The sequence below is a fragment of the Cellulomonas shaoxiangyii genome, from assembly GCF_004798685.1.
Classification (GTDB): domain Bacteria; phylum Actinomycetota; class Actinomycetes; order Actinomycetales; family Cellulomonadaceae; genus Cellulomonas; species Cellulomonas shaoxiangyii.
In genome coordinates this window covers 198,940-213,165 of sequence record NZ_CP039291.1, presented here as the reverse complement: position 1 = coordinate 213,165, position 14,226 = coordinate 198,940, and the positions used below count along the sequence as shown (strand labels likewise).

The 14,226-nt window shown below is 74.3% G+C and carries 11 protein-coding genes; 8 read left to right on the top strand and 3 right to left on the bottom strand.

From position 1 onward, the window contains the following. Positions 1–144: 144 nt before the first annotated feature. From E5225_RS01005 to E5225_RS00995, 3 genes are all read left to right on the top strand, one after another. On the top strand, positions 145–1,815 hold the full coding sequence (locus tag E5225_RS01005; RefSeq protein ID WP_135972270.1) for an MATE family efflux transporter: 1,671 nt from the start codon (positions 145–147) through the stop codon (positions 1,813–1,815). Between the two features lie 794 nt (positions 1,816–2,609). After that, the gene (locus E5225_RS01000) at positions 2,610–3,482 is read left to right on the top strand and encodes a DUF429 domain-containing protein (protein WP_166435889.1); all 873 of its coding nucleotides are present in this window, start codon (positions 2,610–2,612) and stop codon (positions 3,480–3,482) included. Then, the gene (locus E5225_RS00995; RefSeq protein ID WP_135972272.1) at positions 3,472–4,752 is read left to right on the top strand and encodes a hypothetical protein; all 1,281 of its coding nucleotides are present in this window, start codon (positions 3,472–3,474) and stop codon (positions 4,750–4,752) included. Before E5225_RS01000 ends, E5225_RS00995 begins: the two co-directional genes overlap by 11 nt. Before the next feature lie 139 nt (positions 4,753–4,891). Here the strand turns inward: E5225_RS00995 and E5225_RS00990 are convergent, their stop codons facing one another. Then, on the bottom strand, positions 4,892–5,626 hold the full coding sequence (locus tag E5225_RS00990) for an ABC transporter permease (protein ID WP_135972273.1): 735 nt from the start codon (positions 5,624–5,626) through the stop codon (positions 4,892–4,894). Next, positions 5,623–6,576, bottom strand: coding sequence for an ABC transporter ATP-binding protein (locus E5225_RS00985; RefSeq protein WP_135972274.1), 954 nt, complete (start codon positions 6,574–6,576; stop codon positions 5,623–5,625). Before E5225_RS00985 ends, E5225_RS00990 begins: the two co-directional genes overlap by 4 nt. Positions 6,577–6,690: 114 nt before the next feature. Between E5225_RS00985 and E5225_RS00980 the strand changes: the two genes are divergently transcribed. Further along, entirely contained in the window at positions 6,691–7,599 is a 909-nt protein-coding gene (locus E5225_RS00980; RefSeq protein ID WP_135972275.1) for a TetR/AcrR family transcriptional regulator, read from the top strand. Between the two features lie 224 nt (positions 7,600–7,823). Here the strand turns inward: E5225_RS00980 and E5225_RS00975 are convergent, their stop codons facing one another. Beyond that, entirely contained in the window at positions 7,824–8,855 is a 1,032-nt protein-coding gene (locus E5225_RS00975; RefSeq protein ID WP_243738092.1) for a LacI family DNA-binding transcriptional regulator, read from the bottom strand. 188 nt (positions 8,856–9,043) lie between these two features. Between E5225_RS00975 and E5225_RS00970 the strand changes: the two genes are divergently transcribed. The 4 genes from E5225_RS00970 to E5225_RS00955 all read left to right on the top strand — a co-directional run bounded on the left by E5225_RS00970 (position 9,044) and on the right by E5225_RS00955 (position 14,184). Further along, the gene (locus E5225_RS00970) at positions 9,044–9,970 is read left to right on the top strand and encodes a carbohydrate ABC transporter permease (RefSeq protein ID WP_424945117.1); all 927 of its coding nucleotides are present in this window, start codon (positions 9,044–9,046) and stop codon (positions 9,968–9,970) included. Positions 9,971–9,973: 3 nt separating this feature from the next. Then, positions 9,974–10,912 (top strand): carbohydrate ABC transporter permease, encoded by a 939-nt coding sequence (locus E5225_RS00965; RefSeq protein WP_135972277.1) that lies wholly within the window; start codon positions 9,974–9,976, stop codon positions 10,910–10,912. 80 nt (positions 10,913–10,992) lie between these two features. Beyond that, entirely contained in the window at positions 10,993–12,327 is a 1,335-nt protein-coding gene (locus tag E5225_RS00960) for an ABC transporter substrate-binding protein (RefSeq protein ID WP_135972278.1), read from the top strand. Positions 12,328–12,426: 99 nt separating this feature from the next. Continuing rightward, positions 12,427–14,184 carry a glycoside hydrolase family 35 protein gene (locus E5225_RS00955; RefSeq protein WP_135972279.1) on the top strand — a complete coding sequence of 586 codons (1,758 nt, stop codon included), beginning with the start codon at positions 12,427–12,429 and terminating at the stop codon, positions 14,182–14,184. Positions 14,185–14,226 lie beyond the last annotated feature (42 nt).

The following is a 14,226-nucleotide window of genomic DNA, read 5'->3' as shown; positions in this document are numbered from 1 at the left end:
TGTGACCAGGCGGACACCACCGTCCCCTAAAGGACTACAGACGTACTCGCCTCGTATCGATACGATTCAGGGGCGACAGCGACCGGCGAGAACGCCCGTGCGCACGCCCCCACCCCATCCCTCCGATTTGCGGAGCCCCCTGTCATGCCCAAGGTCCTGACCGCCGGCCGTCCCTGGCGCGTCATCCTCCTGTTCGCCGTCCCTCTCCTGGTCGGCAACGTCGTCCAGCAGCTCTACCACCTGGCCGACGCCGTGGTCGTCGGCCGCGTCCTCGGTGTCGACGCCCTCGCGGCGGTGGGCGCCACGGGCGCGCTCACGTTCCTGCTGCTCGGCTTCACGTGGGGCATGACCAGCGGTTTCGCGATCCCGACGGCGCAGGCGTTCGGCGCCGGCGACGCGGCCGGCGTGCGCCGCTCGGTGGCGTCCGGGACGATCCTCAGCGCGATCGGCAGCCTCGTCCTGACCGCCGGCGCACCGTTCGTCGCCGGGCCCGCGCTGCGCCTCATGCGGACGCCCGAGCCGCTCCTCGAGCAGGCGACGACGTTCACGCTCGTCTGCTTCCTCGGCGGCAGCACGCTGATGTTCTTCAACTACCTGTCCGCGGTGATCCGCGCGATCGGCGACTCCCGCACGCCGCTGATCTTCCTGACGCTGAGCTGCGTGCTGAACATCGGGCTCGTGCTGCTGCTCGTGCCGGTGCTGGGGCTGGGCGTCGGCGGTGCCGCGCTCGCGACCGTCATCAGCCAGGGCGTCTCCGTCGCGCTGTGCCTGGAGTACGTGCGCCGCCGCGTGCCCGTCCTGCACGTGCGCCGCGAGGACTGGCGCGTCACGCGGGCCGACCTCGGCCGGCACCTGCGCATCGGCGTGCCGATGGGGTTCCAGATGTCGATCATCGCGATCGGCACGCTCGCGGTGCAGGTCCGCCTCAACGGGCTGGGCCCGGACGCCGTCGCCGCCTACACCACGGCCGCGCGCGTCGACGGCCTCGCCGTGGCGCTGCTGCAGTCGCTCGGCCTCGCGGTGTCGCTGTTCGTCGCGCAGAACCACGGCGGCGGGCGGCCCGACCGCATCCGCGCCGGCGTCGTGCAGGCCGTGTGGATGTCCGTCATCGGCTCGCTCGTGCTCGGTGTCGTGCTGGTGACCGGCGGGTCCACGATCGTGGCGCTGTTCGTCGGCCCCGGCGAGGAGCGCGTCGTCGCGATGGCGGCCCACTTCCTGCACGTCAACGGGGCGCTGTACGCGATCCTCGGCGTGCTGTTCGTGCTGCGCGGCGCCCTGCAGGGGCTCGGGCACACGGGCGTCCCGACGTTGACGGGCGTCATCGAGCTCGTCATGCGCGTCGGCGCCGCGATCGTGCTCGGTGCGGCGTTCGGCTTCACCGGCGTCGTGTGGGCGAACCCGCTCGCGTGGCTCGGCGCCGTCGCGCTGCTCGTGCCGGCGTACCTGCGCGCGCACCGCGCACTCGGGACGGAGCCCGTGGTGCTCGGCGTCCAGGCCCCCGACACGCTCGTGCTCGAGGGCGGCCCGCACGAGGGATCGGCCGTCATGGACGCGTTCGTGCCCGATGTCGACGCGGTCGACACGCACGCGGCGCACGACGCACGGGACGACGTCAGGGCGGACGACCGGAGCCGCGAGCCGCACCGGGACGCCGGGGGAGGGGACGACGCCGGGGAGCTCGACGTCCGAGCACTCGACCTGCGGGACGTCGACCCGCGGGACGTCGACCCGCGGTGGGCCGACCTCCACGTCGGCGACCTCGACGCCCGCGACGACGTCCCGACCCTAAGCGAGGCCGGCGGCCCCTGCCGCTGACGTCGCGACACGCACCACGACGCGCCGGTCCGCACCCGTGGGCCGGCGCGTCGCTGTCTCCAGGCACGCCGTCGCCCCCACGCCGCTCGCCTCCGCGAGTTCGGCGGTAGGGCCCGAGCTCGCGGGCCGGCCGCGAGGTCGCCGGCAACCGCCCGACACCGCACGTGTCGGCGAGTTCGCCGGTTCGGCCGCGAGTTCGGCGGTTGTGAGCGGCGAACTGGGCGCATAACCGGCGAACTCGGTGAGCGACCGGCGGACTCGGTGGGCGGCCGGTGCGCTCCGTCAGCACGTGACGATCGGTGTCGGTCGCGGGGAGCCGGTTCCCGGTCCTCGGCCGCCGACCGGCAGCACGCCGCAGCCGCGACCGCCGCTGCACCGTCCGGCCCGCCGAACTCGTCACTCCTGCATCGAGATCGTCACTCCTGAGTGACGAGGTCGCGCACGGGTGACGAACTCGAGCACAGGTGACGAGGTCAAACACCGGTCACGAGGTCGAGCGCCGGTCGCGAGGTCAAGCACCGGTCACGAGTCGAGCGCCGGTCACGAGGTCGAGCACGGGTGACGAGGTGGCCACGCTCGGCTCGCCGCGTGCGGCTCCCCTTCGGCCAGAGGGCCGGCCCGGTGGGGACGTCGACGGCGAGGGCCGGCGCGCCCGGCGTCGGACCGGCGCGCCCGGCGTTGGCCCGGCGATCTCGGCGGCAGACCGGCGGGCTCGGTGGCGGACCGGCGAGCTCGGGAGCGGTGGCCTCGACGCCCACGGCCGGCCGCGGCATGCCCCGGGCACACTGGCCCGTGTGACGACGTACGTCGGCGTCGACCTCGCCTGGGGCACGCGCAACCGCACCGGCCTGGCGTTCGCGGACGCGGCCGGACGCCTGACGCACTCGGCGACCGTCCGCACGGACGGCGAGATCGCCGACGCCCTCGCGGTGCACGCACCCGGACGGGTGGTGGCGGCGCTCGACGCGCCGCTCGTCGTGCCCAACGCGACGGGGTCTCGCGTCCCGGAGAAGCTGCTGCAGGCCGAGTTCGGGCGGTACGACGCCGGCGCGCACCCGTGCAACCGGTCGCGGCCGTGGATGGACCCGCCGCGGGGGTGGACGCTCGCGCAGCGGTTCGGCTGGGACGTCGACCCCGCCACCGCGCCCGACGGCGACACGTCCGTGGCGGTCGAGGTCTACCCGCACCCGGCGATGGTCGCGCTGTTCGGGCTCGGGCGCGTGCTGCCGTACAAGGTCAAGCCGGGGCGCGACCTCGCGTCGCTGCGGGACGCGTGGCGCCGGCTCGTCGAGCACCTCGAGCGCGTGTGCGGGCCGACGCTGCACCTGGCCGAGCACCCGCGCTGGCGCGAGATCCGGGCCGCGGTCGCGGGCGCGGAGCGGGTCTCCCAGCTGCGCGCCGTGGAGGACGAGGTCGACGCGATCCTGTGCGTGCACCTCGCGTGGCTGTGGGGGACGGGCGACCCGCGCATGCGGGTGCTCGGCGACGTGCACGACGGGTACGTCGTGGTGCCCGGCGCGCCCACGGTCCCGCCGACGCCACGCGGACGGGCTAACCCGCCTGTCGTACCCGTGCTCGATACTGGCCCCGCACGACGTGCGCGGATGTCCGCGCACGTCACGGCCCCCCACCACCCTCCCGAGGAGCCCCGTCCGCGTGACCACTGACGAGCCCGGCGCCGTCCCGCCGCCGCCGACCGCACCCCCGTCCCCCTCGGACGAGCAGCGCCCCACCACGCCGGCCGAGCCCGCGACGACCGACGCGCCGGCCCCCGCCGCGTCCGCCCCGTCGGCGCCCGTGTTCGGCGCGCCGACGACGCCGTCGGCCGACCCGGCCCTCGCCCCGGCGGCCCCGTACGGCGCCGCACCGGCGATCCCGCTGGCGCCCGCCGCGGCCCCGGGGGCCACCGCACCCTCCGCCTCCGGAGGCACGCCCGCGAACCCCTACGGCGCACCCGCATCGGCCCCCGGCTACGGGTCGGCGCCCTCCTACGGGTCCGGCACGGCCGACGGGTCCGCCGGTGCCACCGCGCCCGGCTACGGGTCCCCCACCGACGCACCCGCCTACGGGGCCGCACCCGCCGACGGGTCCGCCCCGTCGCAGGCACCCGGCTACGGCACCCCCGGCGCGCCGCCGCCCTACCTCGCCCCCGGCACGGGCCAGCCCGGTGGCTTCCCGCCCGCCGGGCCGCGGCCCGCCGGCAAGGGCATGGCGATCACGGCGCTGGTGCTGGCCGGCGTCGCGCTGCTGCTCAGCTGGGTGCCGGTGGTGAGCTACCTGGCCGGCGTGCTGGCCGTCGTCGGCCTCGTGCTGGGCATCGTGGCGCTCGTGAAGGCGCGGCCGGGCCGCGGACTCGCGATCGGCGCCGTCGTCGTCGCGGTCGTGTCCGTGGTCATGGTGGTGCTGTCGCACCTGGTGTACTCCAGCCTGCTCCGGGAGTTCGTGGACCAGGTGGAGTCGACCACCGCGACGGCCGAGGCGGTCGTCCCGTCCGCCGCCCCGTCCGACGACTCGGTCGTGGAGGACGACGGTGCCGGCGGCCCGACCGAGCTGATGACCGTCCCCTTCGGCGAGGTCTTCGAGTACGAGGACGGCCTCGCGGTCACGGTCGGTGCCCCGCAGCCGTACACGCCGTCGGAGAGCGCGGTCGCGGGCACGACCGGCGAGCACGTGAGCATGACCGTCACGGTGCAGAACGGCACGTCCGAGGCCTTCGACCCGCTGCTGTTCCTCGCCTCGGGGACGTCCGGTGGCGTCGAGGCGAGGCAGATCTTCGACTCCGCGAACGACGTCGGCATGCCGCCGTCGGGCGCGCTGGCTCCGGGCGCGTCGGTGACGTGGAACATCGGCTTCACCGCGACCGACCCGGCCACGCTCGAGCTCGAGCTCAGCCCGAGCTACGTCACGCACGAGGAGTTCATCGTCACGAACGGCTGACGCCGGACCACGTCAGGACGGCGCCGCGGACACCCCGTCCGCGGCGCCGTCGTCGTCCCGGCACCGTCGTCGTCCCGGCGCGGTCGTCGTCCGTCGTCGTCGACCCGCCCCCGCTGCCCTGCCCCCGCCGCCCCCGGCCCTACGCCCGCCTGCGCAGCGCCAGCACCGCCCCCACCACGGACGCCGCGCACCACGCGAGCAGCACCACGAGCGACCGGCCGGGCACGGTGAACGCCTCCGACGCGAGCCCCGCGCGCACGAGCTGCGCCATCGGCTCGATCGGCAGCCACGCGTGCACGTCCTGCAGCCAGCCGGGCATGCGGTCGGCGGGGTACGAGACGGGCGAGAACAGCAGGACGACGAACACCAGCGCCTGCGTGAGCAGCTGCGCCAGCGCGGGCGGTAGCAGGGACGCCATCGCGTACCCGACGGACGCCGCCGTCAGCGACACCAGCAGCGTCGCGGGCACCAGCCACGGCGCGAGCGACAGGTCGACGTCGAAGCGCCAGACGCCGACGAGGACGCCCAGCACCATGCCGGGCAGCGCCAGCATGGTCCACACGAGCAGGTCGCCGACGAGGAACGCGGTGCGCGGCACGGGCAGCGTGCGCAGCCAGTCGAGGCTGCCCTCGGTGCGCGCCTGCGAGAGCAGCTGCGGCGTGAGCACCAGGCCGATGACGATGAGCGTGATGGTCGGCGCGCCGGTGGCCAGGTAGAGCGCGGTGACCGGGTCGGGGTCGCCGACGAGCAGGCCGTACCCGATGACGGTCGCGACGGCCATGAACGCCTGCACGACGACCATGAGCGGCAGGAACTGCGCCTGCCGGCGGAGCTGCCACTGCGCGAGCAGCAGGGTCTGCCGGACGCCGGTCATGCCGCCACCCCCTCGGCGGCGCGGTCCTCACCGACGAGCCGGACGTAGACGTCCTCGAGGGACGCCGGCGTGAGCGCGTACCGCTCGAGCCGTCCGGCGTCGACCTCGGCCTGCGCCCAGGCGACGACCTCCGACGCACGGTCCGCGGGCACCACGCCGCTCGCGCGCAGACGCCCGGTCGCGCCGGGCTCGACGGCCGGGTGCCACGCGACCGGACCGTCGTGGGGCAGGTCGACCTCGAGCGTGAGCGACCCGCGCAGCGCCGCGGTGAGGCCGGCGGGGGTGTCGGACGCGAGCACCACGCCGTGGTCGAGCACGGCGAGGTGGTCGACGACGCGCTCGGCCTCGCGCACGTTGTGCGTGACGAGCAAGACGGCGTGGCCCGCGTCGGCGAGGCCGCGGATCTGGTTCCACAGCAACCGGCGGCGCACGGGGTCGACGTCGTTGGTCGGCTCGTCGAGCACGACGAGCGCGCCCGGCTGCACGGCCGTCATCGCGAACGACGTGAGGCGCGCGACGCCGCCGGACACCTTCTCCGCGCGGGTGTCCGCCCAGGCGCCGAGGTCGAGCGCGTCGAGGAGGTCCTCGGTGCGGCGGCGGACGGCGGCCCGCTCGCCGCCGCGGATGCGCCCGACCAGCTCGATCGCGAGACGCGGTGTCAGGCCCGTGATCGGCACGTTGGCCTGCGCCTGGATCGACGCGAGCCGCCGGGCGGCCTCGGGGTGCGCGACCGCGTCGACGCCGCCGAGCGTGAGGGTGCCCGCGTCGGGCTTCACGAGGCCGACGACCTGGTGCACGAGCGTCGTCTTGCCGGCGCCGTTGTGGCCCAGCAGGCCGACGACCTGCCCGGCCGCGACGTCGAGGTCGATCCCGTCGTTCGCCTGCACACCGGTCCGCCCGCCGTACCGCTTGCGCAGCCCGCGGACGGACAGCAGCACGTCCGTGCTCATCTCCGCCTCCTCATTCCGATCGGTACGTTCCCGACGGTATCTCGCGGACCCGTGGGCATCAAGGGCTTTCCGTACCCAGCGGTATGGCGGCGTACCGCCCGGTACGCTGAGGGCATGGCCAGCGACCACGAGGACCCGCTCAGCACCGCGACGCGCGCGCTGGTCGACGCCACGACGACGCTCTCGCGCCTCTTCGGCGAGCAGGCGCGGACGGTCGTGCCCGAGGTGGGCGACGCCGTCGCGCAGTCGCTGCGCGAGGCGTCACGCGGGCTCGCGCAGGCGTCGGAGTCGATGGCGCACACCGCCGCCACCGCGGCGCATGCCGCCGTGGACCGCGCCGAGGCCGGCGCACGTGCCGCCGCCGGACGCGCCGGGGACGCCGCCGACCGTGCGGAGGGCGCCGCACGCTCAGCCGCCGGGCGCGCCGATGACCGCCGCCGGCAGAAGGTGGACCGCACGCGCGCGGACCTGCTCGCCGCCGCGGCCCGCGTCATCGCGGCGAAGGGCTACGAGGGGGCGTCCGTCGGGGACATCGCCGCGGAGGCCGGCTACACGAAGGGCGCGGTGTACGCGCACTTCGCGTCGAAGGAGGAGGTCTTCCTGACCCTGGCGCGCGACCAGCTCCACGTCACCATCGACTCGCCCGACGCCACGCTGCCCGGCGTCACGGTCGACGGCGTCGACGAGGAGGCCCTCACGCACTGGCTGTGCGGCGTGCAGGACGACCCGCGCGTCCTGCTGTCGCTGGAGTTCCTGGCGTACGGCCTGCGGCACCCCGAGGCGTCGGGCGAGCTCGCGCGCCTGCACGTCGCGTCGCACCAGGTCCTCGCCGAGCAGGTCGCCGAGGTCCGGCGCGCACGGCAGGGCGACGACGCGGCACCCGGCACCACGCAGGACGACTACGACACCGCGCTCGCCGTCATCAGCGTGCTCAACGTGGCCGCGCTCGAGGGCCGCCTCACGGGCTCGCCGCACCTGTCCCCGCAGGCCGGCGCCCGCATCATCGCCCGCCTCCTCTCCTGACCCCACCACCACCCGCCCGCCGAGGGGGCGCTGGTTCGCGTGGCGGGGCCGCGGCGGACGAATCACAGCCCCCTCGGCGGCGGGGCCCCGCGACCGCGGGGGCCCGGGCACCCGGCCAGGGAGCGAGGGCAACCTGGTGATCGCCTCCGAGAGCCGATGCGGGCAGCACGTTGCCCTCGCGCGGCGGGCGGCGGGCGGCGGGGCGGGGGGCGGCGGGCCGGGGGTCAGCGCGTGCGCGGTGGGGCCGTGCTCGCGCGTTCCACCAGGCGGGTCGGGACGACCACGTGGTGGCCCGCCAGGCTGACGTGCTCGCGCATCTGGCGCATGAGCAGCTCGACGAGCTCGGCGCCGATCGCCTGGAAGTCCTGCCGGACGGTGGTCAGCGGCGGCCACAGGTACTCGGCCATGGGGATGTCGTCGAAGCCGACCACCGAGACGTCCTCGGGCACCCGGCGGCCGGCCTCGTGCAGCGCCCGCACGACGCCCGCCGCCATCTCGTCGTTGGCGCAGAACACGGCCGTGACCTCGGGCGACGCGGCGATCCGCGCGCCCACCTCGTAACCCGAGGCCGCCGACCAGTCCCCGTGCCACTCGTCCGGCACGGCCCGCCCGGCGGCGCGCAGGCGGGTGCGCCACGCGTCGGCGCGCACGCGGGCCGGGGTGGAGTCGAGCGGCCCGCCGACGTGGTGCACGGTCGGGTGCCCGAGGTCGAGCAGGTGCTGCACGGCGAGCGACGCGCCCTCGGCCTGGTCGGTGCCGACGGCCGGGTGGTGCCCGACGAACCGGGAGTCGGAGACGACGACGGGCAGCCGCGGCGGCAGGGCGAGCGTGGCGGGGGTGGCGTCCTCGGCGCGGATGACCACGAGGCCGTCGATGGCCTGGTGGCCGAGGCGGCGCACGGCGTCGGACAGGTCGGACGACGACGGCGTGCGGACGTCCACGAGGGTGACGCTGTACCCGTGCTGGCGGGCGGCCTCGACGACGCCCTCGAACGTGCGCGACTCCCCCGTACGGGTGAGCCGGTGCGCGATGAGCCCGATGGTCCCGAACGAGCCGGACCGCAGCGCACGGGCGGCGTGGTTGGGGCTGTAGCCGAGCTGGTCCATGGCGGCGAGGACGCGCTCACGCGTCTCGGGCCGGACGTTGGTGGCGCCGGTGGAGACGCGGGAGACGGTCTGCTGCGAGACGCCGGCCAGCCGCGCGACGTCGGCGATGGACGGGCCCGGGCGGCCGCGGGCGGGTGGCACCTGCGACATGCCGAGCAGCATAGCGATGGCGACGTCGCCATCACCCGCCACGTCATCCCCGGATGTGACGGATGGTGACGTCACCATTCCGTGACCTGCAGTATCGAGCGATCGCTTGACACCCCGCACCCCCGATGAAAGCGTGCCGGTTGCCGCCAATGGTGACGTCAACATTCGGCGCCACGAAGGAGTGTCCCGTGACCCAGACCGCCGTGCCCGCCGCGGCCCCGCCCGCGGCCCTCGCGCTGCCCCACCGCCGTACGCGCGTGTCGTGGACCGGGTGGGGCTTCGTCGGGCCGTTCATGGCCGTGTTCGCGCTCGTGTTCCTCGCACCGATCGCCTACTCGCTGTGGATCAGCCTCTTCCGCACGCAACTCGTCGGCGGCACGACGTTCGTGGGCCTCGAGAACTACCAGCGCGCGCTCGAGGACCCGCAGTTCTGGTCGGCGCTCGGCCGGGTCACCGTGTTCCTCGCCGTGCAGGTGCCGGTGATGCTCGGCATCGCGCTGCTCGTGGCGCTCGCGCTCGACAGCGGACGCCTCTACGGTCGCGACTTCTTCCGCATCTCGATCTTCCTGCCGTACGCCGTGCCCGCCGTCGTCGCCACCCTCATGTGGGGCTTCATGTACGGCACGCGGTTCGGCCTCGTCGGCAACATCAACGACGCCCTCGGCACGACGCTGCCCAACCCGTTGTCGCCCGACCTCGTCCTTGCCGCGATCGGCAACATCGTGACCTGGGAGTTCGTCGGCTACAACATGCTGATCTTCTACTCCGCGCTGCGCACGGTCCCCACCTCGCTGTACGAGGCGGCCCAGATCGACGGCGCCGGCCAGTGGCGGGTCATCACCGCGATCAAGCTGCCCGCGATCCGCGGCGCGCTCGTCATCGCGGGCATCTTCTCGATCATCGGCAGCTTCCAGCTGTTCAACGAGCCGAGCATCCTGCAGTCGCTGGCGCCCAACGCCATCACCACGTACTTCACGCCGAACCTGTACGCGTTCTCGCTGAGCTTCTCCGGCCAGCAGTACAACTACTCGGCCACGGTCGCCCTCATCATGGGCGTCCTCACGATGGTGATCGCCTACGTCGTCCAGCTGCGCGGCATGCGCAAGGAGGCGTGAGCGATGACCACCGCGACCCCCACCCCGTCCGCGACGGCGCCCCGCCGCTCCCCGGCGCCGCGTCTGCGCAGCACCCGCGGCCGCCGCCCGGGCGGCACGCGCCCGCGCCGCAGCGTCCTGCTGACGGTCCTCACCTCGCTCGTCCTGCTGTACTCGCTCGTCCCGCTCGCGTGGCTCGTCATCAACGCGACCAAGACGCAGGGCGACCTGTTCTCGTCGTTCGGCCTGTGGTTCGGCAGCTCGTTCGCGCTGCTCACCAACATCGGCGACACGCTCACGTACGACGACGGCATCTTCGTCCGCTGGTTCCTCAACACCGTGCTGTACGTGGTGCTCGGCGCCGGCGGTGCGACGCTGCTCGCGGTGCTCGGCGGGTACGGGCTGGCGAAGTTCCAGTTCCCCGGCAAGCGCGGCGTCTTCGCGGTCGTCATCGGCGCCGTGGCCGTGCCCGGCACCGCGCTGGCCGTGCCGACGTTCCTCATGTTCAGCCAGATGGGCCTGACCAACACGCCGTGGTCGGTCATCATCCCGTCGCTGATCTCGCCGTTCGGCCTCTACCTCATGTGGACGTTCGCCGCGGAGGCGATCCCCACGGAGCTGATGGAGGCCGCGCGCATCGACGGCGCCAGCGAGGCCCGCACGTTCGCGCAGGTCTGCCTGCCGCTGCTCGCCCCCGGCATCGTCACCGTGCTGCTCTTCACGATGGTCGCGACGTGGAACAACTACTTCCTGCCGCTGATCATGCTCAAGGACCCCGACTGGTACCCGCTGACGCTCGGCCTCAACGCGTGGAACGCGCAGGCCGCCACCGCGGGCGGCGAGGCGATCTTCAACCTCGTCATCACCGGGTCCGTCCTGACGATCGTGCCGCTGGTCGTCGCCTTCCTCTTCCTGCAGCGCTACTGGCAGTCCGGCCTCGCCGCCGGCTCCGTCAAGGAGTGACGGCGCAGCCGACGGAAGTCGCGCGCCCGCAGTCATCCGCACCCCGTTCCCGTACGACGACGTGAGAGGACATCTCCCCCATGACCCGAACCCCCCGCCGCACCGCGGCGCACCGCACCGCCGTCCGCGGTGCCGCCCTCGCCGGCGCGCTCGCGCTGACGCTCACCGCCTGCAGCGGCGGTGGCGGCGGCAGCGACGCCGACCCGTCGGCCGCCGCCGAGGAGGGCGGCGAGCTGCTCGTCTGGGCCTGGGACCCGACCGTGGAGCCCATCGCCGAGGCGTACATGGAGGCCAACCCGGACGTGACGATCGAGCTCGTCAACGCCGGCACGGGCAACGACCAGTACACGGCCCTGCAGAACGCGATCGGCGCCGGCTCCGGCGTGCCGGACCTCGCGCAGATCGAGTACTACGCGCTCCCGCAGTTCGCGATCGGCGAGTCGCTCGCCGACCTGACCGACCTCGGCGCCGGTGAGCTCGAGGGCACCTACACGCCCGGCCCGTGGAGCGCGGTGCAGCAGGGCGAGGGCATCTACGGCCTCCCGCTCGACTCCGGCCCGATGGCCCTCTTCTACAACGAGGAGGTCTTCGCGCAGCACGGCATCGAGGTGCCGACGACGTGGGACGAGTACGTCGCCGCGGCGCAGGCCCTGCACGCCGCCGACCCGAACGCGTACATCACGGCCGACACCGGCGACGCGGGCCTGGCCACGTCGCTGATGTGGCAGGCCGGCGGCCGCCCGTTCCAGGTCGACGGCACGGACGTGACGATCGACCTCGCCGACGAGGGCTCGCAGAAGTACGCCACGATGTGGCAGCAGCTGGTGGGCGAGGACCTCGTCGCGCCGATCAGCGCGTGGAGCGACGAGTGGTACCAGGGCCTCGGCAACGGCACGATCGCGACGCTCGTGACCGGCGCGTGGATGCCCGGCAACTTCGAGTCCGGTGTGCCCGAGGGTGCCGGCAAGTGGCGCGTCGCGCCCATGCCGCAGTGGACCGAGGGCGAGTCCGTGACCGCCGAGAACGGCGGCTCGGCGATGTCCGTGACCGAGGCGTCCGAGAACAAGGCGCTCGCGTACGACTTCCTCGAGTTCGCGTCCGCCGGTGACGGCGTCGCGCTGCGCCTCGAGGGCGGCGGCTTCCCCGCCACGGTCGCGGACCTCGAGTCCGAGGAGTACCTGGGCGAGGAGTCGGAGTACTTCGGCGGCCAGAAGATCAACGAGGTGCTGTCGCAGGCCGCGGCGGACGTCTCCGAGGGCTGGCAGTACCTGCCGTTCCAGGTCTACGGCAACAGCGTCTTCAACGACACGGTCGGCCAGGCGTACGTCTCCGACACCACGCTGACCGAGGGCCTGTCGGCGTGGCAGGAGCAGCTGACCACGTACGGCAACGACCAGGGCTTCACGGTCGAGTGACCTGCAGCGCCACCTGAGCACGCCCTGACGACGGGGGCGGCCGCGCACCGCGCTGCCGCCCCCGCCGTCCGCCGCCTCCCGACCCCAGGAGCCCTCCCCATGCCCACGTTCGAGATCGGCGAGCAGGACTTCCTGCTCGACGGCCGCCCGCACCAGGTGCTCTCCGGCGCGCTGCACTACTTCCGCGTGCACCCGGACCTGTGGGCCGACCGCATCCGCTCGGCGCGCCTCATGGGCCTGAACACCATCGAGACGTACGTGGCGTGGAACGTGCACGCGCCGACGCCCGACGTCTTCGACACGAGCGGCCCGCGGGACCTGGGGCGGTTCCTCGACCTGGTGGCGGCGGAGGGCATGCACGCGATCGTGCGCCCCGGCCCGTACATCTGCGCCGAGTGGGACAACGGCGGGTTCCCCGCGTGGCTGTTCCGCATGCCCGGCGTGGGCGTGCGCCGCAACGAGCCGACGTACATGACGGCCGTGCAGCAGTACCTCGAGCACGTGCTGCCGATCGTCGCCGAGCGCCAGGTGACGCGCGGCGGCCCCGTGATCGCCGTGCAGGTGGAGAACGAGTACGGCGCGTACGGCGACGACAAGGACTACCTGCGCGCGCTCGTCGCGATCAACCGCGCCCAGGGCATCGACGTCCCCCTGCTGACCTGCGACCAGGCAGACGACGAGATGCTCGAGCGCGGCGGCCTGCCGGAGCTGCACCGCACCGCGACGTTCGGCTCGCGGACCGCCGAGCGCCTCGAGACGCTGCGGCGCCACCAGCCCACCGGCCCGCTCATGTGCATGGAGTTCTGGTGCGGCTGGTTCGACCACTGGGGCGCGCACCACCACACGACCGACCCGGCGGCGTCGGCGGGCGACCTCGACGCGCTGCTCGCGGCCGGCGGCTCCGTGAACGTCTACATGTTCCACGGCGGCACCAACGCCGGGTTCACGTCCGGCGCCAACGACAAGGGCGTCTACCAGCCGACCGTCACGTCGTACGACTACGACGCCCCGCTCGCGGAGGACGGCACGCGCACCGCCAAGTACGACGCCTTCCGCGCGGTGCTGGGCCGGTACACCGACCTGCCGGCCGAGACCGCCCCGGACCGTCGCCCCGCGCCGGCCGCCACGCTCGCCGACGGCCGCCGCACGGTCGACCTGTGGTCCGCCGTCGCCGGCCTCGACGGCTGGGTCGACGCCCACGACGTCCCGACGCACGAACAGGTCGCCGCGGCGAGCGGGTTCGTGCTCTACCGCACGACGGTCGACCTGGACGCGCCCGCGGTGCTCGCGTTCGGCGAGGTCCACGACCGCGCGCAGGTGTTCCTCGACGGGCGCGCCGTCGGCGTGATCGACCGGTCCGAGCGGGCGACGTCGCTCACGCTGCCCGCCGGCAGCGGCCGCCTCGACGTCCTCGTCGAGGACCAGGGCCGCGTCAACTACGGCCCGCGGATCGGTGAGGCGAAGGGGCTCATCGGCCCCGCGACCCTCGGGGGACGCCCGCTGACCGGCTGGCGGGTGCTGCCCGTCGACGTCGACGCGCTCGCGGCGTCGCCGGCGCTCGCGGCCGACGCCGCCGTGTCGAGCGGCCCCGTCCCCGGCCCGTCGTTCAGCGTCTGGGAGACCGACCTGCCCGTCGCGGACCTGTTCGTCTCGACGCGCGGCTGGGGCAAGGGCGTCGTCTGGGTCAACGGGACCTCGCTCGGCCGGTACTGGTCGAAGGGTCCGCAGACCACCCTCTACGTGCCCTCGCCCGCCGTGCGCGGGCGCGGCGACCGCGTCGTCGTCCTCGAGCTGCTCGGCGGCGCCGGCGCGCTCGAGCTCGTCGACGCCCCCGACCTCGGCCACACCGAGTCCTGACCCGCGTGCGGCCCCACGAGGGCCGCACGCCCCGCACCACCC